The sequence below is a fragment of the Pseudoxanthomonas sp. UC19_8 genome (genome assembly GCF_042700505.1).
Taxonomy (GTDB): Bacteria; Pseudomonadota; Gammaproteobacteria; order Xanthomonadales; family Xanthomonadaceae; genus Pseudoxanthomonas_A; species Pseudoxanthomonas_A winnipegensis.
In genome coordinates, this window is the sequence record NZ_CP170559.1 from 2,146,233 (window position 1) to 2,170,862 (window position 24,630).

Genomic DNA, 24,630 nt, shown 5'->3' on the forward strand with positions numbered 1-24,630 from the left:
ATGGCCGCGATGAAGACCGTCCATTATCCGGGCTCGCCCCGGCGCATGCCAACCGCCTGGCTCCGGCGCGGTCTGGTCCTGAGCGGACTCGCCCTGGTCTTGGCCTTGCTGGCCGGCTGCGGCAGCGAGCGCCCGGTGGTGCGCAGCAAGACGCCGCCACCGCCGCCCCGGGTCTGGTCGGTGCAGCCGGTGGCCGACCCGATGGCGGTCAATGGCGTGATCATGCGCGCCCTGGGGCTGGTCGGCACGCCCTACCGCTACGGCGGCAACACGCCCGAATCGGGCTTCGACTGCAGCGGCCTGGTCAACTACGTCTACCGCGACATGCTCGACCTGCGCCTGCCGCGCACCTCCAGGGAGCTGGCCCAGATCCAGGGGCCGCGCATCGATGAGAGCCGCCTGGCGCCGGCCGATCTGGTGTTCTTCGGCACGCCCGGCAGCGTCAGCCATGTGGGCATCTATGTGGGCGAAGGCCGCTTCGTCCATGCGCCCAGCAGCGGCGGAACGGTCCGCCTGGACTCGCTGGACGGAGCCTACTGGCGCGACCATTACAGCGGGGCCCGCCGGGTTGTTAATTAAATGTGATGCGTAAAATGTGATGCACTTCTCAATGCCCTCTACGCTCCTGTAACGAACTTTGAACATCTTCACTGGCGACTAACGGCAAACTCCAGTCTCCGCCGCGAAACCTTCACCCGCCCGTGACGAACGACGACCTGAAGTTGGGCCAGCCGCTCACCACCCGCCGCCTGCATCGTGGCCCGCTTCCGCTACTGATCCTGGCGTTGCTTGGTACCGGTGCCGCGCCGCTGGCGATGGCCCAGGACGCTACCCATCTCCCCGCCACGCCGTCCTCGGACGTGGCCACGGTCACCAGCCCGGTGGCCACCACGGTCGCCACTGGCGTGCCGACTCCGATCAACGCCAACAGCGCTGCCGCCGTTCCGGCCGGCCAGCCGATCGCCGCTGCCACGCCTGCTCCCGCCGCCGCTGCGACGGCTCCCGCGGTGAGCATTCCGGTCGCCGCGCTGGCGCCGGCCGCCGCAGTCCCGGCCGTGGCCGGCAACGGCTCGCTGCGCGATAAGGCCACCGAGGCCGCCGCCGCCACCCTGACCGCGCTGCTGCCGCGCCTGGCCGCCAGCGACACCGTGCCGGTCATGGACCGCTCGACCACGCTGGCCGGCGACCTGAGCCGCCTGCTGAGCCACTACAACCTGGCCGGTGCCGCGGCTGCGGCCGGCGGCCAGGCCGATGTCGGCAAGGTCCAGAGCGTCCTGCAGAGCGCGCTGGCCCTGCTCGGCACGCCCTACCGTTGGGGCGGCAGCGATCCGGACAGCGGTCTGGATTGCAGCGGCCTAGTGGGCTACGTGTTCCGCACCGCGCTGGGCGTGGACCTGCCGCGCGTCTCGCGCGACATGGCTGCCGACGGCGAGGGCGAGCTGATCAGGAACCGCGACCAGCTGCGCCAGGGCGACCTGGTGTTCTTCGGCGCTCGCGGCCGGGTCAACCACGTCGGCATCTATGTCGGCGAAGGCCGCTTCCTGCACTCCCCCAGCACCGGCAAGGACGTGCGCGTCGATACGCTGACCTCCGGCTACTGGGGCGGTCGCTTCATGCAGGCGCGCCGCGTCTCGCTGTAAGCGCGGCCCCAGGGATGCAAGAAGAAGCCGGCGCATGCGCCGGCTTTTTTGTGGCTGTTCTTCCCGCTTGAGAGATCGTGGTGCGTGCGAGTGCCGGCTTCGGAAGTGCAGCGGGCCGGCGCGTCGAGGTATGAGGCTTCGTTTCAAAAGAACCCCGATCCATCCGCAGTGGGCCTCTACCGGTTGCGTGCGGACCCCATCGTGGGAGCAACTGTCTCCTCAAATCTCGCAGCGGCCTGCCTGTAGAGCGGACGGGAGCCGCCATGGCGGCGATGGGGCTTTCCCATTAAAGCTTCACCGCTGCTCAAGGATCCCCTCGCAGCGCCCATCGCCTCCGTTGGCTAGATAGGCCACAAGGGCGGCCGCTACCGAAGTACGAAGCGCAGTCAGGCCTCTTCCTTTCAAGCGTCGGCCTTCCCGGAATCACCGAGCCGAGGCGCTACATCCAGCCGGATCCAGGCTGGTGGCCGAAGTCCGTTCGTCGGCCGCACGCTTGTCATCAGCGGGCTCACCTCGCCGCATGCCGGCCAAGGACGAGTCGTCATCTCCACCTTGCCGGGCCGAAAAAGCTACGCGTGGAACGCGGCCACGGTCTGCTCGATGTCCTTGCTCAGCTCCATCACCTTGATCGCGTAGTCGGCCAGGCGCTGGTCCGCCTCGCTGGTCGGCGTCCACGGCGGCACGGCGGTCGGCTTGCCTTCGGCCTGATCCATGGCCACGAACACGATCACGCAATGCGTGCACAGGCGGCTGACCGCGTCGCGCTCGCCGGGTTCCAGGTCGCGCGCACGCACGTCCACAGCGAAGTGCATGCTGCTGGTGCCGGTGTGGACCAGCTTGGCGGTGACGGTCACCAGGTCGCCGATGCGGATCGGGGCGACGAAGCGGATGCCGCCCACCGCGACGGTGACGCTGTAGTGCCCGCTCCAGCCCACGGCCGCGGCATAGCCGACCTGGTCAATCCAGCGCATGACCACCCCGCCGTGGACCTTGCCGCCGTAGTTGACGTCCTTGGGCTCGGCCAGGAAGCGGAAGGTCAGTTCACGTTGCTCGCCACGCATGGGGTCTCCTGAAGATCGTGCTGGGCGCGCGCCGCGCCGGGCTGGTCGAGAGGCCGGCGCCAACGCCGGTCGGGCGAGGATAGTCGGTTGCGGGCGAGGCGAGTTTCGCGCCATCCTGTCGGCTTCCCGCTCAATGGAATGAACACCACATGCGTAGCTTCCTGGGCTTGCTGCTGGGCATCCTCGTCGCCGCGGCCGTCATCGCCGGCGGCACCTATGCCTACCAGCATCTGTACCGCCTGCCCTCCGGCGCGGACTTCTATACCGTCTCCAACCTGGCCGATTACGCCGTCTCCGCCCCGCGCGAGGCGCTGGCCTGCCTGATCGCCGGCTGTGCGCTGGCCGGGCTGCTCGGCGGCGGGGTCGCGGCCAAGGTCTCCAGCGCCAACCGCAGCGCCCCGGCGATCGCGGTCGGCGCGCTGGTGATGGCGGCGGTGATCGCGCTGGCGGCCTTGGTTCCCTTCCCGGCCTGGGTCACGGTGGTCGCGCTGTTGCTGCCGATCCCGATGGCCCTGTGCGCCACGCGCCTGGCCACGCCGCGCCACGAGGTCTGAGCACGGCGCGGAGAAATGCGCAGTCGCCTTGGCCAGGCCGGCGACTGGCGCGATGCGTCTGGCTCCTCATCGACGAGATGCGCCGCTCGATCGGTCGCCGCCCCGCATGGCTCGGCGTCGCGGACCTCCATCTTCACGCTACAACTTGTGCGGCCACCATGGACGCATCACGGAAGCAGCTAGAAGCATCACGCGCCGCGCAAACAGGAAGGGCGCGCTGACCGGCAGCGCGCCCTTCGCCTTGGTCCAGCACCGGACGGATCAGCGCTGCGGCGCGGACTCCACGCCGACATTGGTCGGCGCCGCGTCGTAGATCTGCTTGTCCAGCAGGCCGGTCTCGCGCGCGACCAGGGTCGGCACCAGCATCTGCCCGGTCACGTTGGTCAGGGTGCGCATCATGTCCAGGATGCGGTCGATGGCATACAGGTAGCCGATGGTCTCCAGCGGCAGTCCGGCGGCGGTGAGCACCACCGTGGCCATCACCACGGCCGTACCGGGCACGCCGGCGGTGCCGAAGCTGCCCAGCACCGAGGCGATCAGCACGATGAAATACTGGTTGCCGGTCAGCGGCACGCCGGTGTACTGCGAGATGAAGAGTGCGCACAGCGCCGGATAGATCGCTCCGCAGCCGTCCATCTTGATGCTCGCGCCCAGCGGCACGGCGAAGGCCGCATAGTCCTTGTTGACGCCCAGGTTGTGGGTGATCGAGCGCATCGACACCGGCATGGCGGCGAAGCTGGACGAGCTGACGAAGGCCACCTGCATGCCCGGCGCGGCGCCACGGAAGAACTTCAGCGGGTTCAGCCCATGGATCAGCAGCAGACCGCCGTAGACCACCACGATGTGCAGGATGCAGGCGATGTACAGGGCCAGCACGAAGTTGCCCAGCGGCAGCAGCTTCTCGAAGCCATAGGCGCCCACCAGCGCGGCGATCAGGCCGAAGGTGCCGATCGGGGTGACCTCCAGCACGAAGCGCGTCACCTGGATCATGATCTCGCTCATCTGCGCGGTGACCTTGCGCGCCTCGGCCACGCGGTCGCCCAGCTTGACCATGGCGAAGCCCAGCAGCGCGGCGAAGAAGATCACCGGCAGGATCGAGCCGCGGCCGGCCGCCAGCACGGTCTCGCCAGCGGCGTTGGTCCGGGTACCGATGCCGGTCAGGGCGAAGAACGGGTTGGACGGCACCACGTCCAGCAGCACCTTGACCGGGCTGGGCACGTCGCGCGGCTTCCACGCCGAGTCGATGGCGATGCTCAGCGCGCCGCTGCCGGGCTGCATGACCGTGCCCACCAGCAGGCCCACGCCCACCGCCAGGCAGGCGGTGATGACGAACCAGCCGAAGGTGCGCGCGCCCAGCGCGGCGATGGACTTCTGCCCGCTCAGCGCCGAGATCGCGTTGATCACCGCGAAGAACACCAGCGGGATCGCGATCATCTTGATCAGGGTGACGTACAGATCGCCCAGCGGACCGAACCAGGTCTCCGCGCGCGGGCCGAGCGCCCAGCCGGCCAGGGCGCCGAGCACGAAACCGGCCACCACCCGCTGCCAGAACGGGATCTTCAGCCATGCCTGCACGAGTTTCACGAAATCACGCCCCGTCGTCGGTGTCCCATCGCGCACCTTACCGCGCGGTGGCCGCGCCTGGCGATGCCCGGCGTGGAACCCGGCGGACCAGCAGCGGGACATGCCGGGCCAGCGCCCCGCCGGGCGCGTCGGTCCGGATCGTCATCCTGCTGTTGTCTTGGCGAGGCAGACTTGGCGGTCGGTCCTCTTCCTGTCTCTCGAGCATGCGCCTGCCCTGCCCTCCCGTTCTCGCCCTGACCGCCTCCCTCGGCCTGACCCTGCTGGCCGGCTGCGCCAGCACCGCCGGCGCCAGGCCCACCATCGCCGCCGCGGCGCCGGAGGTGCCGCAGGTCGCCCACCCGCAGGGCGAGACGCCGCAGTGGTGGTATCGCAGCGGCGCCGCGCGCGCGGCCGGCAACGGCGCCATGGCGGGCAAGGCGCGCAACGTGATCCTGTTCCTCGGCGACGGCATGAGCCTGACCACCGTGGCGGCCGCCCGCATCCTGGAAGGCCAGCGCCGCGGCGCCCCGGGTGAGGAGAATGCGCTGAGCTGGGAGACCTTCCCGGCCACGGCGCTGAGCAAGACCTACAACACCGATTCGCAGACGCCCGACTCGGCCGGCACCATGACCGCGATCATGACCGGCGTGAAGTCGCACATGGGCGCCATCGGCGTCAGCGCCGGCACCCGCGGCGACTGCGCCGACAGCTTGAACAAGGGCCTGCTGACCTGGCTGCAGCTGGCCGACAGCGCCGGGCTGGCCACGGGCATCGTCACCACCACGCGCATCACCCACGCCACCCCGGCGGCGACCTATGCGCACAGCCCCGAGCGCAACTGGGAGAACGACGCCGACCTGCCCGAAGCCGCGCGCCAGGCCGGCTGCACCGACATCGCCCAGCAGCTGCTGACCGATGCGCGCTTCGGCCGCGGCCCGCAAGTGGTCCTGGGCGGCGGCCGCAGCCAGTTCCAGAACGCCACCGAGCGCGATCCCGAGTACGACGACAAGGTCGGCCTGCGCCTGGACGGCCGCGATCTGGTCGAGGAGTGGAAGCAGGCCCACCCGGGCGGCGCCTACGTCTGGAACGCGGGCCAGTTCGAAGCGGCCAAGGACGCGCCGGCCCTGCTCGGCCTGTTCGAGCCGGACCACATGCAGTTCGACCACGACCGCAACCGCAGCGCCCAGGGCGAGCCCAGCCTGGCGCAGATGACGACCGCGGCCATCCAGTCCCTGGCGCGCCAGCCGCAGGGCTTCGCGCTGATGGTCGAGGGCGGCCGCATCGACCACGCCAACCACTCCGGCAACGCCTTCCGCGCCCTGGACGAAACCATCGCCCTGTCCGACGCGGTGCGCGCGGCGGTCAAAACCGCGCCGCCGGACACGCTGATCATCGTCACCGCCGACCACTCGCATTCGCTGAACTTCGTCGGCTACCCGGTGCGCGGAAACCCGATCCTGGGCAAGGTGCGCGGCGTCTCCGGCGAGGATGGCGACCGCACGCAGTACGCACGCGATGCCAACGGCCAGACCTATACCACGCTCAACTACGCCAACGGCCCGGGCTATCCCGGCGCGAGCAACGCCCAGCCCGCCGGCCCCAAGCGCTTCCCGCACGAGCCCTCGGAGTTCAAGGCCGCGCAGGGCCGCCCGGTGCTCGACGAGGTCAACACCGAAGATCCGGACTATCTGCAGGAAGGCATGATCCCGATGAAGTCCGAGAGCCACGGCGGCGACGATGTCGGCGTCTGGGCCAGCGGACCTGGCAGCGAGGCGGTGCACGGCACGATCGAGCAGAACACGCTCTACCACCTGATCGTGCAGGCCACGCCCGCGCTGCGCGCACGCCTGTGCAAGGCCGGGACGTGCAATGCCGATGGGGTGCCGGTGGAGCTGCCGGTGGCGAAGGCGTTTGAGGTGGAGTGAGGCTGCGCTCTTTTGTCTGCGGACGATGTCTTGAAACAAGGGCGGAGCAAGCGCGGAAGAAGCAAAGTCCCTGGATTCCCGCTTTCGCGGGAATGACGAACTGGGAGTGATGCTCTGGCTCGGCTTGCTGTTGCTACTGCTATCGCCGTTGCACAGTTGCCAGACGCCCGAAAAGAAAAGGCCGCTTTCGCGGCCTTTTCCCTCAGCCTGGCACCCGCACCACCCCGGCCGGATGCCAACCTCTGACTCAACGCGCCTCGAGCAGCTTGCTCAAGGTGTCCGTGGTGCCGGCCACGCGTTCCAGCGACGGGTACTGGAGTCCACCGTGGTAATCGAGCTTGTAGGTGTCGTAACGGTCGAAGTTCTTCACCAGCAGCTCGATCGGCGCCTTGCCCGTCTTGGCCGCGGTCACCGCGTCCTTGATCGCATCACCGGAATAGGCCTGGCCGTTGACCGCCACGATCGTCATGCCCGGGGCGATGCCGGCCTGGAACGCCGGGCTGTCCCACAGCACATCGCCCACACCGCCGTCGCTGCCCACCGACAGGCCCAGCGAATAGGTCAGGTTGGTCGACTTGCTGCGGCCCTCGGCGGCCTTGATCGCGGCGCTGGGCTTGTCGCTGAACACCAGCTTCCAACCGCTGGCCTCGATGCCACCGGTCAGCGGCTTGCGGCCATCCAGGCGGTCGCGCAGGAACGTGGCCCAGTCGTAGGCCGCCACACCATTGAGCGTGGACACCACCTCGTCGAAGTCGTAGGTCTTGACCTGGTAGCTGCCGTTGTCCATGCCGAAGAAGGCCTTGGCGAAATCATCGATCGACTTCTTGCCCCGGCTCAGCTCGCGCAGCTTGGCGTCGGCCTCCAGCCACACCATCTGGCCGCCGGAGTAGTAGTCCTCGCTGAGCTGGTAGCTGCGATAGGCCAGCGGGCGGCGCATGTTGATGGTCGGATCGTTGGTGGTGTCCTGCAGCGGACGCCAGTCCAGGCCCGGCCGGCCGCGGGCATAGGTCGCCGCGACGCTGGCCAGCGCGTCCATCGTCTGCTCCTTGGACCACAGGCCCGAGCGCGCGGCCAGCACATAGCCGTAGAACTGGGTCTGCCCCTCGTACACCCACAGCAGGCTGTCGCCCATGGGCACGTTGAAGTTGGGCGTGGTCAGGTCCACGCCGCGACGGAACTTGCCGTTCCAGGAGTGGTTGAACTCGTGCGGCAGCAGATCGCGACCGCCCCAGGTCTCGTCCCACTTGGTGAAGTAGTCCGGGCTGCCGCTGTTCTCGCTGGAGCGATGGTGCTCCAGGCCGATGCCGCCCATCTGCGTGGTCAGCGCCAGCAGGAAGTCGTAGTGATCGTAGTGGTGCGCGCCATAGAGCTTGTAGGCCTGCTCGACCAGCGCCTTGTGCTTGGCGATCTGCTCGGGCTTGGCCTCAAGCGACTTGGGCGCATCGGCGAACACGTTGAGCTTGACCGGGGTCTCGCCCTGGCTCAGGTCGAACTGCTTGTAGTACTTGCCGGCGAACAGCGGCGAGTCCTGCAGCACGTTCCAAGGCAGGGTCTTGAACTGCACCGTGTCGCCGGCCTTGCTGGCGGTCTCGGCGGCGGTGGCGTAGGACCAGCCGGCCGGCAGCTTGACGCTGGCCTGCACCGGGATCTGGCGGCTGTAGTAGCCGGCCGGATACAGCACGGTGAGGTTCCACTGCAGGTTGAGCATGGCCGGGGTCATCACCACGCGGCCCTGGTCGCGGTTTAGCGGCGAGAGGTAGTCGAACTCCACCTGCAGCTCGCTCACGCCTTCCGGGATGTTCACCTTGTAAGCGAACACGTCGTACTGGTCCCGCGTCCAGGCCAGCTTCTGGCCGTTGGCGGTGAACTTCAGCCCGGCGACCTTGGCCACCTGGCCGGTCGGGCTGTGGTTGCCGGGGATCCATTCCGGATACAGCAGGGTCAGCTCGCCCGCCTTCACCGGCAGGGTCTCGCGCACCTTGAAGATGCGCCGGCCCAGATCGGTGGCATCCACGTCCACCCGCAGGGTGCCGGGATACGGGATGTCCTGCGGCGCGGGCGTGCTGGACTGCTGGGCCTGCGCGGTACCCGCCAGGGCGCACAGGACGGCCAGGGCGACGGGCGAGAAAGCGATCTTCATGGAGTCTCCGGGACGAGGATGAGGCCAGGGCGGCAACCCTCGATGCTATCCCCTGTCGCCCACCTGACGTTCCTGCCATTGGTCACGGTCGCCAGCCTTCCGCCCACGAAAAAGGCCGCCCAAGGGGCGGCCTGTTCGTGACGCAGCGGAAGCCCGGAGGCCTCAGTGCATCATGTTCGCGTTCATGTTGTGCAGCACCCACAGCGAACCGACGATCACGATGCCGATCACCACCACCGTGGAGATGAACACCATGGCGTTGCTGCGCTGGGCCGGGGTCAGGTCCATGTGCAGGAAGTACACCAGGTGCACCACGATCTGCACCGCCGCGCACAGGGCGGCGATGGCGGCGGTGACGCCGGCCGGGAAGAAGCCGCTCATCGCCAGGCCGAACGGGATCACCGTCAGGATCACCGCCCAGACGAAGCCGATCAGATACGACTTCACGCTGCCGTGGCCGGCCGCCTCGTGGGCATGGTCATGGGAAGAATGGACAGGACCGCTCATCACAGGGCTCCCAGCAGATAGACGACGGTGAACACACCGATCCAGATGATGTCCAGGAAGTGCCAGAACAGGCTCAGGCAGGACAGACGGGTCATCACGCGCGGCGTCAGGCCCTTGGTCAGGACCTGGATCACCAGGACCGCCATCCACAGGATACCGGCGGTCACGTGCAGACCGTGGGTGGCCACCAGGGTGAAGAACGCCGACAGGAACGCGCTGCGCCCCGGGCCCGCGCCCTCCTCGATCAGGTGGTGGAACTCGTAGAGCTCCATCCCGAGGAAGCCGGCACCGAACAGGAAGGTGATGAACAGCCAGCCCAGCAGCTGTCCCTTGCTGCCCTTGTGCGCGCCGATCATCGCCAGGCCGAAGGTCAAGCTGGAGAACAGCAGCAGGAAGGTCTCGACCAGCACGAACTTCAGGTCGAACAGCTCCTTGGCCGTGGGGCCATCGACCGTGGCGCCGGACAGGACCGCGTAGGTGGCGAACAGGCCTGCGAAGATCAGGCAGTCGCTCATCAGGTAGATCCAGAAGCCGAACACCGAATTGGCGCCGGCATCGTGGTGCCCGTGGTCGTGGGCGTGCGCGTCGTGGTGCGCGTGACTCATGGTGTTGCTCGCGGACATGTCAGAGGGCCCCCGTCTTGGCGGCACGCAGGCGGTCAAGCTGGTCGTAGCGCGCGTTCTCGATGCGCGCCACCTCGGCGGCCGGCACGTAGTAATCGATGTCGTCGTCGAAGGCGCGCACCAGGAAGCTGCCGATCATGCCGACCAGGCCGATGATGGCCATCCACCAGATATGCCAGATCATGCCGAAGCCCAGCAGCACGCTGAAGGCACCCATCCACACGCCGATGGCGGTATTGCGCGGCATGTGGATGTCCTCGAAGTGGGTCGGACGCTGGTAGGCGGTACCGGCCTCCTTGTCACGCCAGTGCTGGTCCAGGCCATTGACCTTGGGCAGGTGGGCGAAGTTGTAGAACGGCGCCGGCGAGGACGTGGCCCACTCCAGCGTGCGGCCATCCCACGGATCGCCGGTCAGGTCGGGGTTTTCCTTGCGCTTGATGATGCTCCAGGCGATCTGGACGATGTTCAGGAAGATGCCGCAGCCGATGATCACCGCACCGCCGGCCGCCACCATCAGCCACGGGGTCCACTCCGGGTTGTTGTAGCTGTTCAGGCGACGGGTCATGCCCAGGAAGCCCAGCACGTACAGCGGCATGAAGGCGACGAAGAAGCCGACGATCCAGCACCAGAACGAGGCCTTGCCCAGCTTGTCGATGAGCTTGAAGCCGAACGCCTTGGGGAACCAGTAGGTCAGGCCGCACAGGCAGCCGAACACCACGCCGCCGATGATCACGTTGTGGAAGTGGGCGATCAGGAACAGCGAGTTGTGCAGCACGAAGGACACCGCCGGGATCGCCATCATCACGCCGGTCATGCCGCCGATGGTGAAGGTGACCATGAAGCCCACCGTCCAGTACATCATCGAGGTCATCTGCAGACGACCGCGGAACATGGTGAACAGCCAGTTGAAGATCTTCACGCCCGTGGGCACCGCGATGATCATCGTGGTGATGCCGAAGAACGCGTTGACGTTGGCGCCCGAGCCCATCGTGAAGAAGTGGTGCAGCCACACGATGAAGGACAGCAGGCCGATGCAGCTGGTGGCCCACACCATCGAGGTATAGCCGAACAGCGGCTTGCGCGAGAACGTGGACACCACCTCGGAGAACACGCCGAAGCACGGCAGGATCAGGATGTAGACCTCCGGGTGGCCCCAGATCCAGATCAGGTTGATGTACATCATGGCGTTGCCGCCACCGTCGTTGGTGAAGAAGTGCGTGCCCAGGTAGCGGTCGGCGGTGAGCAGGGCCAGCGAGACGGTGAGGAACGGGAACGCGGCGATCATCAGGATGTTGGTGATCAGCGCGGTCCAGGTGAAGATCGGCATGTGCATCAGCTTCATGCCCGGCGCGCGCATCTTGAGGATGGTCACCAGGAAGTTGATGCCGGTCAGCGTCGTGCCCAGGCCCGAGATCTGCAGCGCCCAGATGTAGTAGTCGACCCCGACCCCGGGACTGTATTGCAGCCCCGACAGCGGCGGGAACGCCAGCCAGCCGGTCTGGGCGAACTCGCCCACGAACAGCGACAGCATGATCAGCACCACGCCGGCCACGAACAGCCAGAAGCTCAGCGAGTTCAGGAACGGGAACGCCACGTCGCGCGCGCCGATCTGCAGCGGCACCACCAGGTTCATCAGGCCGGTGATGAACGGCATGGCCATGAAGAAGATCATGATCACGCCGTGCGCGGTGAAGATCTGATCGTAGTGATGCGGCGGCAGGATGCCGGCGCCGCCGTCATGGGCCAGCGCCAGCTGGGTGCGCATCATGATCGCGTCGGCGAAGCCGCGCAGCAGCATGACCAGCGCCACGAAGATGTACATCACGCCGATCTTCTTGTGGTCGACCGAGGTCAGCCACTCGCGCCACAACCAGCCCCACTTCTTGTAGTAGGTCATCAGCGCCAGCACGACCAGGCCGCCCAGCGCGGTACCGGCGAAGGTCGCGATCAGGATCGGCTCGTGGTACGGGATCGCCTCGAGCGTCAGTTTACCGAACAACATTAGTGCGTCTCCTGCGGATTGCGCGTCTCACCCGCCGGCGCCTTGGCGTCGTCGTGGTGCATGTGCTCCATGCCGGGCATGGCGTCCATGGACTGCATGTCGTGACCGTCGTGCGCATCGCCGGCGGGCGCGCCGGGCGGTGCGTGATCGCCCGCGTGGGCGTCGGCCTGCTGCGCGGCCTCGGTGCCCGGCTCGGCCGGGTTGTCCATGCCGAGCATCTTATGCCCGCCCTTGCCGTGCGAGCCCATCATGTACTTGGCGATGATGCCGTTGAACAGCTCAGGCTTGACCGAGGCGTAGTAGATCGGCGCCACGTTCTCGCTGGGCTTGGCCAGCTCGGCGTAGGACGCGTCGTCGAGCGTCTTGCCCGAGGCCCTGGCCTTGGCGATCCAGGCCTCGAAGCCCGCCTGATCGGTGGAGATCGCCTTGAACTGCATGCCCGAGAAGCCCTGGCCGCTGTAGTGCGAGGACATGCCGCGCAGATCGCCCTGCTCGTTGGCGATCAGGTGCAGCTTGGTCTCCATGCCCGCCATCGAGTAGATCATCGTCCCCAGCTCGGGGATGAAGAAGGCGTTCATCACCGAATCGGAGGTGATGCGGAAGTTGAGCGGCGTCTTCTCCGGGAAGGCCATCTCGTTGACCGCCGCCACGTTCTGGTCCGGATAGATGAATAGCCACTTCCAGTCCAGCGACACCGCCTGGATGGTCACCGGCGGTACGTCAGAGTCCAGCGGACGGTACGGATCCAGCGCGTGCGAGGAGCGCCACACCAGCACGCCCAGCACCGTGATGATCACGCACGGGATGGCCCAGACCACGATCTCGATCGGCGTGGAGTGGTGCCACTCGGGCTCGTAGCGGTTCTGCTTGGAGGCCCGGTAGCGATAGGCGAACACCAGCGCCATCACGATCACCGGCACCACCACCAGCAGCATCAGCACCGTGCAGGTGACGAGCAGGTTGCGCTCGTCGATGCCGATCTGCCCCTTGGGGTTCAGGATGGCGGACTGGCACCCGCCGAGAAACAGCACACTTGCCAGCAAGACCCATGGACGCAGTCGTCCAGGAAGCTTCAGCAGGGACATGGTCTATCCAGTTGCGAGAAGAAATCGGCGACCTAGACGGACGGTCGGCTGGCCGACCGCCCGCAACACAGGCCGCGCGTGGGCTGCCGCACAGGCGCCCGGACGCTGGCAGAGCCTGCGCTAGAACCGCACTATCTTATGCTGCCAAGCAACATCAAGGAATCCCTCGGCCGACGCGATTGCGTCAGGCGGCCGCGATCTCGCCGGCCGCGCTCGTGTGATCCATCTCCCAAGGCGATTTCGGCGCCGCGCCGTGCGCTCTCGGCACGTTCCGATGCTACGCCTGTCGGCGCGTTGCGCTGTCGACACGGCACGCATGAATACGCAAAAGAAAGGCCCCGCCAACGCTGCGACGAATCCTTCAGAATGACCTTGGTGCCGGAAACAGGAGTCGAACCTGCGACCTACGCATTACGAATCCAGCCGTCTACCACATTTCGTCCAACCTACGCAAGACAGGCCAGGACCACGCCAGCAAGCGCCGGCCGCGATCATGCGTCTAGCCAGCGGCTCATTTCCGGCCGGGCCGTGTCAGCCTACCCACACTTAAGTGGCACCTAAGCCGGAGGTCCGTATGTTGAGCACATTCACCGTCTTCTTGGCGGAGCCGGGCGCCGCTACACAAGTCACAGGCGCAGTCCAGCTCTGCCAAAACTCGGCGTGCATTCATTGACTAGATGGGCATTAATTAGCCTGGATAGGGCCAGATTTCCTTCATATGAACGAACAGGTGTTCTGTACGTTTATTGATCGCATCTTCATCCCACCGATCAATGTCATGAAAGTACTGTGTGAGGTTGAGCTTCGAAAACTTGATCAATTCGGCTTTCTTTTCTGACCAGCCGTAGTTCTGCTGCTTACTGTTAAAGCTGCCGGTGATCAATGTAAGGTTACCAATAGAGTGGAGCAAACGATTCCGCCTGATGATGGCCTTCTGCCTCTCCAGCTCGCCTAAGCCTTCAGGCAAAGCCCAGTGCGTTTCCCAACTCTGGGGAAGTAGGTGTTCAATGGTGAGCTTGTCATGGGCGATAACATCCTCACTAAATTTTGAAGCAGCCTGCATATCCAGCGCCTGCAAAACAGCTCTCACCTTCTCTTTCTTGAGTCTGTAGAAGTTCTGCTCAAAGATAGCATTGTGCAGTTCATCATCACTTGGAAACTTACTGCTTTCTCCACCAGCTTTCAGTAACAGTAGAGCAACCGTCTTTCCATCCAGCGTGGTTGGGTTCTACCCCGAAATCACGGACGGTTGTAAAAGGGCTGAGAACTTCTGGTCTTGCCTGGCGACCCTTCGTCGCATCCTCGGGTTGTGGAACCGCTCGATGTATTCGAACACATCCGCCCTCGCGGCATCGAGCGTTGGGTAGGTCATGCGGTAGACCCGCTCGCGCTTGAGCAGGCCGAAGAAGCCTTCGCACGCGGCGTTGTCACCGCAGTGGCCCACCGCGCTCATCGAGCACACCAAGCCGTTGGCCGCCAGGTAACGCTGGTAGTCGCCGCTTCGGAACTGGCTGCCACGGTCGGAGTGCAGGATCAGTGGATGGCTGCCTTGGCGCTGCCAGACCGCCATCTGCACGGCCCTGATCACCATCTGACGATCCTGACGATGATGCATTGACCACCCCACCACCCGCTGGTCAAACAGGTCCAGCACGATGCACAGATACAGCTTGCCTTGCCGGGTCTTGAGCTCGGTGATGTCGGTGACCCACCTGGTCTCCGGCTCCAACGCGGTGAAGTCCCGCTCCAGCAGGTTGCGCACACCCGGCGGCGTCAGCGCCGGCTTGCCGCGCTGGCCTCGCCGCTTCGGTCGCGGCCAACCCTGCAGGCCATCGGTCGCCATCAGACGCGCCACCCGGTTCAGGCTCGCCGTCTCGCCTTCCTCGGCAAGGTCTTCATGCATCCGGCCGGCGCCCAATGTGCCCCGGCTGTCCTCATGCAACTCACGGATCCGGCCGAGCAAGCGCTGGTTGTCGCGCTCCCGGGCACTGGGCAAGCGCTTACTCCAGTCGTAGTAACCGCTGGCCGAGACCCGCAGGCAACGACACATCAGTCGCACTGGAAACTCATCGCGGCAACGTTCGATCACCTGATACCTCAGGATGATCCCTTGGCAAAGAACGTCGCCGCTTCTCGCAAAAAATCCCGCTCCTTCTTCACCCGGGCCAGCTCGCGCTTGAGCCGCGCCAGTTCCTCGTCCCGGGGCGTCCCGGTGCCACCGAAGGCCACCTGGCCCCGGCTCTGGGCCTCCCGCTTCCAGCGGGTCAGCAATGCATCCCGGATCCCCAGCTCCCGGGCCACCTGGGCACAGCTGACGCCCGGCTGGCTGGCCTGCTCAACCGCACCGCGCTTGAACTCGGTGCTGAACTTCCTTCGCTTCGACATGAACACTCCTCATGGCCTTGATCGGCCTTCTCGTAAGTGTCCGTGAAAACGGGGGTGAACCCGTTTCTCGGTCTACTGCTTTTGTCAGCTCAACAAACAGTCTGTTGTAAGCCTTAGTTCCAGCATCAGTGATCATTCGACGCATCAGGAACGCTTCAAGCACACCAAGCACATCATTGAATGCCTCGCGGTTGTCAGGCATCAGCCGGTCATAGGCAAAGAGCAAAAATGGATAGATGGTGGCAGTGTCCACCGCTGCCAGGCGCGACATAAAGCGCTTAAGCTCAGGATGATCTGAAGGCTCTACAATCTTCAAAAATGTGGCTGCGAAGCGCGCGATATCCTTGATATGGGTGTCAGGACTGATGATCCCGCCATCACCATCTAGCGCTGTTTCGCAAAACTCTTTGAAGGCGACGAACAGGTGTCCAGTGCGGATGTCGTCCCTGGTCCTCATTGATAGGTAGTGGTTGATGAAGGTATCGATCTTTGGCCGCTCTAGCCGACCCTGCCTGTACAACTTGCGCCATGAATTCCGATCAAATTGCTTCCAGTTATTATCGTAAAGCTCCCGCAAGCTTGCTTCGTCGTATTGCTCCATCTGAGAAACACTACGAAACAGATAGTTTTTTATTAAGTCTGCAGGCAGTAACGGCGTGCCACGAGCATTGAGCGTTTCGAAGATGACTTGGCTGTCTTCCTTGTCCGCATCGATGTCAACAACTACCAAAAGAAGGTGCATGGAACAAACGTTCCAGAGCAATTCAAATCGATTCTCAACGTCCATGTCCATGGCAGGAAAATCATCTACGTCAGCTCCATCAGCCCAGTTGGCGATTTGCTCAGCATAGAATCTGTAGGCGCAGATTATGTTAGTATTTGCAAGGGGAATATTACTTTTCATCTTTTCATCAAGTTCTTCTGGCGACTTAATTCCATGGATGGCATCAAAACCATCACGATCAGCATTAGATGGATAGACCTTCTGCTTGAGCCGCTTATCTTTTACCTTTCGATCATTAGTCACATACGAATTAAAGTTTTCACCATGATCATTTTGGCCGCGAGCAAACGCTGCATCTCGCGCCGCCATTAGCAATATCTGCAGCGTCGTGAATCGCTGCTGGCCGTCGATGACTGAACGAATTTGTAGAGAGCCCGTTGGATTAGGAGATCTCTCTAATACAACAGCCCCCATGAAGTGCGGCAACAAGCGATCCTTTCTGACCATGCGGGCCATGTGGCTCCGGATGTCTAACCATAGCGGCTCCCACTGGTCCTTTTCCCACACATATGGCCGCTGGAAAAGCGGGATCTGATACTGATAATTCGATCCAAAGATGTCGTCTAGATTTCTTGGATTGGCGTCCATCGATTATTATTATTCCCTAGGATTTTTTTATAGACTAACTGCATTCCCCAGACCGATCGCCACCGCCTGCTTCCAGCTCTTCGTTTGCTGCTTCGGCGCGGCTTGGGATGCTAGGAAGCGGCTGTGCCATTGCGAATCTATCGCCCCGGTCCAGAGCCAGCATATCGCGCCGCGGCGTCTGCGCTTGCCCACACCTAGGGCGTAGTCCATAACCTCTTCGGCGTTTCGCAGTTTGCCTGGATACTATGGCTGCAATGGTTTTGAGCGATGTCTGAGCGGGTCAGCTTGACTGGGCAGCGTGGATTGTTAGGCGAACAAAAATCGTGTCTCAAAAGCAGTTTTAGCTGACTTTCTGGCTCTCAGAAGTGCAAACAATGCTGTAGCCATCTTTGGCATACAGGCCCTCAGTCTCCCCGTCAGCTGAGCACATCCGAACCGAGTGGTTCTTGCCAAACACATAGCGATAGACGTCTTCTACGTCATCAAGCTGCACTTGGTTAGCTACCTTGTTTGCACCTGCTTGTCCAACGGCTACACGATAGGTGACGCGGCCAGTCTTGCTGTCTCGAATCTTATAGGATATAGGCGCTCGCCAGACTTGTGCTCAAACCAAGACCTGTACTTACGGATTTTTCCTACACAAGCTAGGGGACTCATCCGGCTCCCTCGCCATCCCAAAGGCATGAACCTTTGGTAGCCCCCCCCCCGGCAGCACGCCTTCGCACCGCAAGGATGCCGCTCCGCACGACCAGTTGGCGCCCCTTGAACAAGGGGTGAAGCCGCTTTAGCCGCGTCAATTGCTTTGTCAAAGTTCCCACAATCAGTTTTTCTACCTGATCAGGTATACCGCCCAATCCGGATCAGTAAACCGATATGGGTTATTGCTGGCTTAGGAGAGATTGCCACCGTTATAGACAGTGTTGCCGTTTTCCTGTAGCTCATAGGAAGAAGCGTTGCCGACCGCGCTCCACGAAACGGTGTAAGAGCCGGTACTGCTTGAGCCCGGAGCACTGACGGCAGGCGCGCCCGACGAGGGTGTCGGTATCGTCAACGCGACCGGCGCGCCTGGATCGGATGCCAGTCGTGTCGCCGAAAAGAGGGGCTTGTTTAAAGGTTCCCTAGCTAACACTTGCGGGACCGCTACCCGGCAAGGGGCATCACTCACTCATGCACTCTTGCATGAACTTCGAAGCTAACTGCTCGCCCGTCCCTATCTAGCAACAGGCGGCCTTCGAAGGTTCCTTGTATCTGAGCGTAGGGCTGTCCTCTATTGGCGTATGCAAGCTCTTTCAATAGCAGGGCAGTTGATCTTCTGTATTGAGGTGAATCTGAGAATACTACTGCCAACACGTCAGACCCGTCAGGTTCGTCCACTAGATAGGCGCCATGGCGGGTTGATATCAAGTAAGCGTTAATTTTGATGGAGCGGTTAGAACAAGTCTCTTTTCTCTCCTTGACATCTGATGCGGTTGAGCAAACTTCTTTGCCGGAATCAGCCGTCGCGTATCCCGGAAAAAGCGCGGCAAAAATCAATAGGGCTGTTGCCTTCATTCGCATGCTCCTGGCTCTTCGCAAACTGAATTCGTAGATCTGTCTGCTCCTCTAAGTATCGCATCAGAGTTGATCTCGCCACCTGGGTTCAATAGCCCATATGGATTGATCCGCGCACCCTGATAAAAATGCGCCTCAGCCGTATAGGCTCTAATCTCACCAGTGTTGATCTCGTCACGCCTGTATGGCGTATAGCCGTCACCGACTCTCTGCGAAATTCCATGACTTGCCTCGTGAGTCATCGTTCCGCCCAAAAGCTTTGCAGCTCCAACACCTAGAATTTTCGCATCAGAGTTCGATTGCTTAACGTTCAGGCGAATTACGGTTAGTAAGCCTTGAGGCTCCCCTTTTTTGCTATAAGTCATTGCATCGCCGCCAGTGCGGTCAGTAAAGTTAGCTGCTTGGACCATGACCCCATTCGCTTCTCCAGCTTTGCCATAGAACCCGAGTGTTGCGGAAAGGAGAGAGTTAGTTTTCTCGGAGTTGTTAGGATTATTCAATGCGGCTTTGATGGCGCCTAGTCCCGCTGCGGCTGCTTTACAAGCTGTAGATGAATCGCAAGTGTAACGCCCGTCGGGGTCCTTAAATTTATATGGGTTATTTGCACCATACCAAAAACGATTGAAGTTTTCACCTTCCAGGCCAATGCCAATCGGGTCAACACTTAAAAAGCGTCCTAGTTGAGCGTCGTAATAGCGCTGCTGCATGTACGACATGCCCGTCGCAGCATCCTGCACATGCCCGGTGTATCCAGGCCCATCTGTATCGGGTCGGTTGAGCAGATCGCCGTACGGCGCGTACTCGCTACGCTCTATCACCTGCTGGCTGGCGTTCGTGACCGCGATAGGGCTTCCCAACGCATCGGTGTGGATGTACTCGACCGTTTGAGCGTGTGCCGGCACTCCAACGCAGGCACACCACAGCGCGAACATGAACCAGAGGAGCCGATTCGCGCCCCAACGGCTCCTTGCGAAACTGCCCGTCGAATTACTATTCATTAATACGGATCCTTGACAGCTCGAATTTGATTCAGAACACCGCGGACCATGCCGAGCACCCGGTCGCATTGCAAGCGCGCACGCGGTATGTGGGATTGTTGGAGGGAGGATTAACCCCAACCTTCACCGTGGACGCAGAGGTGTTCGGACCCGAGTAAGTGATGTAACCCTGAAGCTCATAGCTCGTGGCATTGGGAGCCGCATCCCACCAAGCCGTGTATTGCCAGCGTTTCCCGCCGGTGTTAGTCAAATCCTGCTGCGTGTTGACAGGTGTTGGTGGGATCAACGCCACTGTGGTTGACGCGCTAGCGCTCCATGGGCCACACCCGACGTTATTGCATGCTCGAGCCGTGTAAGCGTAAGTGCCGTTGCCGCGCCCACCGATTGCTAGGGCGAGATTGCCACCGCTGTAGACGGTGTTGCCGTTTTCCTGCAACTCATAGGAAGAAGCGTTGCCGACCGCACTCCACGAAACAGTGTAGGACCCGGTGCTGCTCGAGCCGGGAGCGCTGACAGTGGGCGCACCAGATGGCGGGGTCGGGATCGTCACCGCGACCGGCGCACCGGCGCTCCACGGTCCGCACCCGACGTTGTTGCATGCTCGGGCGGTGTAGGTGTAGTTGCCCGTCCCACGACCACTGATGCCAGCCGACAGGTTGCCCCCGCTGTAGACGGTACTCCCGTTCTCCTGTAGCTCATAGGAAGAAGCGTTGCCGACGGCGCTCCACGAAACGGTGTAAGAGCCTGTACTGCTTGAGCCCGGAGCACTGACGGCAGGCGCGCCCGACGGCGGCGTCGGGATCGTCACCGCCACGGTGGCCCCTGCGCTCCACGGCCCGCACCCGGCGCTATTACAGGCACGGGCGGTGTAGGTGTAGTTACCCGTGCCACGCCCGCTGACCGAGGTCGATAGCCCGCCCCCGCTGTAAAGGCCGTTGCCGTTCTCTTTCACCTCATACGACGTGGCCGTATTCACCGACGTCCAGGAAATGGAATAGGCACCATTGCTGCTGTTCGCGGGCGCGCTGACGGCAGGAGCGGCCGAGGGCGCGCTGGGCAGCGTCACCGCAACGGTGGCTTCGTTACTCCAGCCGCCGCAGGTACTGCCCGCGCATGCTTGCACCCGATAGCTGTAGACACTCGTGCCTCTGCCGCTGGCGCCGTAGCTTGTGGCACTCCCGCTGTAGACCGTGGTCCATGCCCCAGTGCTACCGACCTTTTCCTGCAGGGTGTAGGTGGTGGCGTCGGTGACCGCGGTCCAGCTGACCGTATAGGCCCCGGTGCCATTCGAGGCGGGCACGCTGGCAGTCGCGGTGCCCACGCTCTGCACGTTACTGATCCGCGCCACAAGGCTGCCGCCGAGATAGACGTATTCGTATCGGCGATTCGCGCGCTGGTTCTGCTGATAGCGCAGCACGCCGTCCTGGCCATAGAGCGAGTAGATGTTGCCATTTGAGGCGACCGACAACACGCGGCGTCCGCTGGCGTCGTAACGATAGGACTCCTTGTTCGGGACCGAGCGCAGACGATTGCCGTAGTCGAAGGCGTAGGTCTGCCCGTTCTTGTTGGCCAGGTTGCCTTGCGCGTCGTAGCCCAACCCGATCACCGCGCTGCCGCTTCCGGCGTTGCTGACCGTTTCCAGCTGCTGCCTGGCGTTGTACGCATAGACGTAGTTGGACACCGCGCCGACTTTGAAGGTCTTGAGGTTGTCCAGTGCGTCATAGGTGAATGCAGCCTGGTTGTCGCCGCCGAACATCACCGATTGGGTGGTGGCCAGGCGATCCAGTCCGTCGTAAGTCATGCTGCGGGTCTGGCGGCCGTCCACGTAGTCGGTGACCGCGCTGACGTTGCCGTTCGGGTCGAAACCGTAGGCCATGTCGATGACGGCGCCGCCGCCGGTGTCGGTGCTGCGCGCCGGCATCTGGCGAGCGTTCTGCGCCATGGTGTGGACCACACCATTGCCGTACGTGAACTGCTTGATCGCCCCGTTGGGGTAGTACGACACGCCCGTGGCGTAGGACCCCGCCTGCGTCGGCTGGCCCAGCGCGTTGGGGGCGTAGGACAGGGTCAGCCCGGAAGGATAGGTCTGGGTGGCAAGGTTGCCGTTGGCATCGTATCCGTACCCGATAGATAGCGCCGCGGCCTGGCCCGCCTGCGCCATACCTTCGCCGATGAGCTGGCGACGCGCGTTGTAGGTGTAGGTGTTGATGACACTTTCCGCCCCGCTTCCGGCATTGGCGGTGGTGACTTGGTAAGGCTTACCGTCCGGTGTATATGTCCAGGTCTGATTACCCCGTCCGTCCGGAAAACTCAGCGTACTGAGCCGATTCCGAGCGTCGTAGGTACGCCCGACTTTGCGAGCGGCGACAGCCGTGCCGCTACCATCATCACAAGCCTGCGTCGCGGCCAAACCCGCGGCGGTCCAAGCCACGTTTCCAGCCAAGTCATAGCCGACCAGGGTTGCGCCGCTTTCCGGTTCCACGCTGCGACAAAGTTGCTGATAGCCGTTATAGATATAGCTGCGAGTGACGCTGACCGTATTTGAAACATCTCGCCGGGTGATTGCGGTGGGCTTGCCAAAGTCATCACGATTGATCTCAGTGATAGTGCCCTCGGCAGCCTCTATCTTTATAGGAAGATCGTAGCTCGGCTGATCGTAAGCCTTGAATGAGGTGATCTTCACTCCGCCGCGCGGATCGGTAGTGCGCGTCTTGAAACCGCTCAAGTATGCGGTGGTGGTCACCTGGACACTTGGCGTCAGTTCGGTGTCCTGACCTACCGACGTCTCACGTCCCAACGCATCATAAGAAGTCCAGTAGCCAGTGGCCAAGCTATCTGTCGTCCCCAGATAAGAGGCAAAGGTGGTCCTGCCTTCGTGATCGTATGCGAATCGCTGGAAACGCTTGGTGGCGGTCTCATTCCCATTGTCGTATTCCCGGGTCACGATCGGACGCCACAAGCCGTCGTAGTAAGTTACCTTCCGCGCGTTACCAGTCGAAACGGTCTGTCGCCAATGACCGGCCGCCAGTCCGAACTCGGCCATGCCAATCGGTTCAAACACCTGTGTCGTGGGATTCGCTGGTGCGCCATCGCTTGGGTAACTGGTCGAGGCCAATCGCCCCGCCCCATCATAAGTAAAGATGTACTGGTAGCCGACTTCATCGGTATGACTGGTAATCCAGCCAGCGTCACTGACGACCGCCGAGCGCCCATTTCCATCAGCGTACCCGACACTTTGCGGGATACCGCGCTTCCAGTTGGAGTAAGTGGTCGTGCGATTATTCGGGTCGGTCACCGTGGAAAGCATTCCATCCGTCCCGTATCCATAGGTGCCCGTCAGTCGGCCGAACGCATATGTCTTGGTCAACTGACCCAGATTGTTGTACTCGCCAGCAGCGACAACCAGTCCGTTCCCCAGATTGGTGACCGAAGCTGGCTGGTCCATCACCCAGATGGAAGGAAGATCCGAATAGACCGTTTTCTCCGTCACAGCAGCGGAAGGGCCACTGCGAGTTACCTGCGAAGGCCGTGCCATCGCATCGAAGGTCGTGGACCACGAAAAAGTGACGCCGTCTTGTTGAACAACCCTTTGTTTGACAGGGTGGTGGCGGCTCGCATAGCCACCGTCGCCTCGAGGCTGGATACTGAAGCCGATGCTTGTCGGATACGGCCCTTCGTCTGGCGCGCCATAGGCCACGGTTTCCGTACGAAGCGCCGCAGTGCCGGATACCGCAGTCTGCGTGGACAGCAGCTGTCCTTCATTGACCTGCCACCTATTGCCATAGACATGCTTGTCCACACTTCCGTCAGGATTGGTGACAGTTGCTGTCCGGACCGATGGTGTCGATGAAGTACACTTGGGAGCACCGCTGGCGTTGGCCTGTACAGTCGCCGGATCCCAGCAGCCTGCCGTTCCATCGTAGCTGTATGTCCAGCTGTATCCCGCGCTTGGCAAGCCTGGTCCGTTGATACTCTTGGACACCAAGGCCATGACGAACGACTCTTTGGGGTAGTACGCACTCGTCGGCGCACCATCCACGTAGAAGCACTCACGCGGCACCCACGTGCGCGACATGCGTACTGCCTGTAGTCCGAACGTGACCACCGCACCACTGGGATGCGTGACGCTTCCGGTGGAAGTTCCACCGCCGTTCGTATTATCGCATTGCCCATTCTGCCCAGGCGTTCTGGAGACCGGGATCGGAGATTGAATTTCCAGCTACTCTGATCGGGCAGAGTGACCTGACTCAGCGATATGGAAGAGGTATAGGTGTAGGTCCAGGTTCGCCCTGCACTGCTCGCCGACTGTATCTGATAGCCCACGCTATCAACGTAGGTAAAGCTTATGGAACGACCGTCACTACTGGTAATGGATTGCAATTGGTTCGGATTGGAAGAATTCCAGTTGTAGGTAACAGAGTTGCCGAACCTGTCTGTTACCTGTGTCGGGTAGATGATGTACTCATCTCGATACAGAATGTACCCATTAATAGCCTGTGGCGTCACTCCGGATTTGGCGCTGGCAGAAGCCGCCTGCGGAGCTGGCGATGATTTCTTCAGGGCCGAATGGGCACGGGTGACCATGTGGTCAAACCTGTAGCGCGTGCCATCTCGGGTCACGACCTCGAACCCCTCACCCACGGAAGGGTTACTGCCAGCGGCGAGGTTGGCGACGCAAGATACCGCCGAACCATCCGCCAAGGTCAAAGGATATGCGCGACCATCGGTCGGCATGGCGCTGGAGGGGTAACTTAAAAGTTCCTGGTCTCCTTTCCCGGGCAGGTAGACGAAAGTCCCCTGCCAGTACTCGGTTGCTGAAAAATCGCCCCCCTGCTGACCGACAGCATCCAAAGGAGCTTCATAGCTGGAACAACGCTTGCCATATACGGACGGAACACCGAACGCCCACTTGCTCCCCTGCGGAAACACTCCGTGAATACTGGGAATGGAGAGATCCCAGTCCCCGAAGAATCCCCGGAAGCCGTCGACTCCCTGACCCGCGCTCAGCCGGCGGGTAAGCTCGACCGCCAAGCCTTAATTTCCAGGCACTGAAACGTCTGTCTGAGTTAGACCGAGCGAACCGCTGTAGAGATTGACCTCGTCACCCACCAGACCAGTGTTTAATCCCTTCACCTGCGAGGTGGCTGTCACCAGCTTGCTGAACTCTTCAGGGATCGTGACGGTCTGGGCATCGGCTCGCGCCATGACCGCCAGCGCTATCACC

The 24,630-nt window shown here is 62.6% G+C and carries 17 protein-coding genes; 4 read left to right on the forward strand and 13 right to left on the reverse strand.

The features are described from left to right. Positions 1-579, forward strand: coding sequence for a C40 family peptidase (locus ACFJIT_RS09370; RefSeq protein WP_379655678.1), 579 nt, complete (start codon positions 1-3; stop codon positions 577-579). 236 nt (positions 580-815) lie between these two features. Further along, positions 816-1,640: a C40 family peptidase gene (locus tag ACFJIT_RS09375; protein WP_379655747.1), complete on the forward strand. Its 825-nt coding sequence runs from the start codon at positions 816-818 to the stop codon at positions 1,638-1,640. 569 nt (positions 1,641-2,209) lie between these two features. Here the strand turns inward: ACFJIT_RS09375 and ACFJIT_RS09380 are convergent. Then, on the reverse strand, positions 2,210-2,701 hold the full coding sequence (locus tag ACFJIT_RS09380) for an acyl-CoA thioesterase (RefSeq protein WP_130519052.1): 492 nt from the start codon (positions 2,699-2,701) through the stop codon (positions 2,210-2,212). A gap of 149 nt (positions 2,702-2,850) precedes the next feature. On the opposite strand from ACFJIT_RS09380, the gene ACFJIT_RS09385 reads away from it, so the two are divergent. Further along, on the forward strand, positions 2,851-3,255 hold the full coding sequence (locus ACFJIT_RS09385) for a hypothetical protein (protein WP_130519054.1): 405 nt from the start codon (positions 2,851-2,853) through the stop codon (positions 3,253-3,255). 261 nt (positions 3,256-3,516) lie between these two features. On the opposite strand, the gene ACFJIT_RS09390 is transcribed toward ACFJIT_RS09385, so the two are convergent. Beyond that, positions 3,517-4,839: a dicarboxylate/amino acid:cation symporter gene (locus ACFJIT_RS09390; RefSeq protein WP_130519056.1), complete on the reverse strand. Its 1,323-nt coding sequence runs from the start codon at positions 4,837-4,839 to the stop codon at positions 3,517-3,519. 203 nt (positions 4,840-5,042) lie between these two features. On the opposite strand from ACFJIT_RS09390, the gene ACFJIT_RS09395 reads away from it, so the two are divergent. Next, the gene (locus ACFJIT_RS09395; protein WP_379655679.1) at positions 5,043-6,743 is read left to right on the forward strand and encodes an alkaline phosphatase; all 1,701 of its coding nucleotides are present in this window, start codon (positions 5,043-5,045) and stop codon (positions 6,741-6,743) included. A 247-nt stretch (positions 6,744-6,990) separates the two neighbouring features. On the opposite strand, the gene ACFJIT_RS09400 is transcribed toward ACFJIT_RS09395, so the two are convergent. The 11 genes from ACFJIT_RS09400 to ACFJIT_RS09450 form a co-directional block, all read right to left on the reverse strand. Further along, positions 6,991-8,883 (reverse strand): M61 family metallopeptidase, encoded by a 1,893-nt coding sequence (locus ACFJIT_RS09400; protein ID WP_130523663.1) that lies wholly within the window; start codon positions 8,881-8,883, stop codon positions 6,991-6,993. 162 nt (positions 8,884-9,045) lie between these two features. Continuing rightward, positions 9,046-9,390 (reverse strand): cytochrome o ubiquinol oxidase subunit IV, encoded by a 345-nt coding sequence (cyoD, locus tag ACFJIT_RS09405; protein WP_130519062.1) that lies wholly within the window; start codon positions 9,388-9,390, stop codon positions 9,046-9,048. Beyond that, a complete protein-coding gene (gene cyoC / locus ACFJIT_RS09410) occupies positions 9,390-10,013 on the reverse strand; it encodes a cytochrome o ubiquinol oxidase subunit III (protein WP_130519064.1) in 624 nt (207 codons plus the stop codon). Before cyoC ends, cyoD begins: the two co-directional genes overlap by 1 nt. Position 10,014: 1 nt before the next feature. Next, complete coding sequence (gene cyoB / locus ACFJIT_RS09415) at positions 10,015-12,012, reverse strand: cytochrome o ubiquinol oxidase subunit I (RefSeq protein WP_130519321.1); 1,998 nt, start codon at positions 12,010-12,012, stop codon at positions 10,015-10,017. Between the two features lie 2 nt (positions 12,013-12,014). Further along, positions 12,015-13,100, reverse strand: coding sequence for a ubiquinol oxidase subunit II (gene cyoA / locus ACFJIT_RS09420; RefSeq protein WP_130519066.1), 1,086 nt, complete (start codon positions 13,098-13,100; stop codon positions 12,015-12,017). Positions 13,101-13,788: 688 nt separating this feature from the next. Beyond that, positions 13,789-14,316 carry an HNH endonuclease family protein gene (locus ACFJIT_RS09425; RefSeq protein ID WP_379655748.1) on the reverse strand — a complete coding sequence of 176 codons (528 nt, stop codon included), beginning with the start codon at positions 14,314-14,316 and terminating at the stop codon, positions 13,789-13,791. Between the two features lie 12 nt (positions 14,317-14,328). Beyond that, positions 14,329-15,485 (reverse strand): IS3-like element ISStma5 family transposase gene (locus tag ACFJIT_RS09430; protein ID WP_087944427.1). Its coding sequence is split into 2 segments (ribosomal slippage): positions 14,329-15,245 and positions 15,245-15,485, totalling 1,158 coding nucleotides; the frame shifts between segments, so codons are not numbered across the junction. Continuing rightward, positions 15,436-16,857 carry a DUF262 domain-containing protein gene (locus ACFJIT_RS09435; protein ID WP_379653482.1) on the reverse strand — a complete coding sequence of 474 codons (1,422 nt, stop codon included), beginning with the start codon at positions 16,855-16,857 and terminating at the stop codon, positions 15,436-15,438. The genes ACFJIT_RS09430 and ACFJIT_RS09435 overlap by 50 nt, the downstream gene beginning before the upstream one ends. A gap of 1,161 nt (positions 16,858-18,018) precedes the next feature. Beyond that, positions 18,019-18,408 carry a hypothetical protein gene (locus tag ACFJIT_RS09440; RefSeq protein WP_379653483.1) on the reverse strand — a complete coding sequence of 130 codons (390 nt, stop codon included), beginning with the start codon at positions 18,406-18,408 and terminating at the stop codon, positions 18,019-18,021. Next, a complete protein-coding gene (locus tag ACFJIT_RS09445; RefSeq protein WP_379653484.1) occupies positions 18,405-19,406 on the reverse strand; it encodes an RHS repeat domain-containing protein in 1,002 nt (333 codons plus the stop codon). The genes ACFJIT_RS09440 and ACFJIT_RS09445 overlap by 4 nt, the downstream gene beginning before the upstream one ends. A 31-nt stretch (positions 19,407-19,437) precedes the next feature. After that, positions 19,438-23,481 (reverse strand): RHS repeat protein, encoded by a 4,044-nt coding sequence (locus tag ACFJIT_RS09450; protein ID WP_379653485.1) that lies wholly within the window; start codon positions 23,479-23,481, stop codon positions 19,438-19,440. Between the last annotated feature and the right edge of the window lie 1,149 nt (positions 23,482-24,630).

What these genes read in the sequence shown, in the direction of transcription:
- ACFJIT_RS09370 (WP_379655678.1), top strand. Translation starts at nt 1, where the DNA reads ATGGCCGCGATGAAGACCGTCCATTATCCGGGCTCGCCCCGGCGCATG.
- ACFJIT_RS09375 (WP_379655747.1), top strand. Translation starts at nt 816, where the DNA reads ATGGCCCAGGACGCTACCCATCTCCCCGCCACGCCGTCCTCGGACGTG.
- ACFJIT_RS09380 (WP_130519052.1), bottom strand. Translation starts at nt 2,701, where the DNA reads ATGCGTGGCGAGCAACGTGAACTGACCTTCCGCTTCCTGGCCGAGCCC.
- ACFJIT_RS09385 (WP_130519054.1), top strand. Translation starts at nt 2,851, where the DNA reads ATGCGTAGCTTCCTGGGCTTGCTGCTGGGCATCCTCGTCGCCGCGGCC.
- ACFJIT_RS09395 (WP_379655679.1), top strand. Translation starts at nt 5,043, where the DNA reads ATGCGCCTGCCCTGCCCTCCCGTTCTCGCCCTGACCGCCTCCCTCGGC.
- ACFJIT_RS09400 (WP_130523663.1), bottom strand. Translation starts at nt 8,883, where the DNA reads ATGAAGATCGCTTTCTCGCCCGTCGCCCTGGCCGTCCTGTGCGCCCTG.
- cyoD (WP_130519062.1), bottom strand. Translation starts at nt 9,390, where the DNA reads ATGAGCGGTCCTGTCCATTCTTCCCATGACCATGCCCACGAGGCGGCC.
- cyoC (WP_130519064.1), bottom strand. Translation starts at nt 10,013, where the DNA reads ATGTCCGCGAGCAACACCATGAGTCACGCGCACCACGACGCGCACGCC.
- cyoA (WP_130519066.1), bottom strand. Translation starts at nt 13,100, where the DNA reads ATGTCCCTGCTGAAGCTTCCTGGACGACTGCGTCCATGGGTCTTGCTG.
- ACFJIT_RS09435 (WP_379653482.1), bottom strand. Translation starts at nt 16,857, where the DNA reads ATGGACGCCAATCCAAGAAATCTAGACGACATCTTTGGATCGAATTAT.
- ACFJIT_RS09440 (WP_379653483.1), bottom strand. Translation starts at nt 18,408, where the DNA reads ATGAAGGCAACAGCCCTATTGATTTTTGCCGCGCTTTTTCCGGGATAC.
- ACFJIT_RS09445 (WP_379653484.1), bottom strand. Translation starts at nt 19,406, where the DNA reads ATGAATAGTAATTCGACGGGCAGTTTCGCAAGGAGCCGTTGGGGCGCG.
- ACFJIT_RS09450 (WP_379653485.1), bottom strand. Translation starts at nt 23,481, where the DNA reads ATGTCGCGCACGTGGGTGCCGCGTGAGTGCTTCTACGTGGATGGTGCG.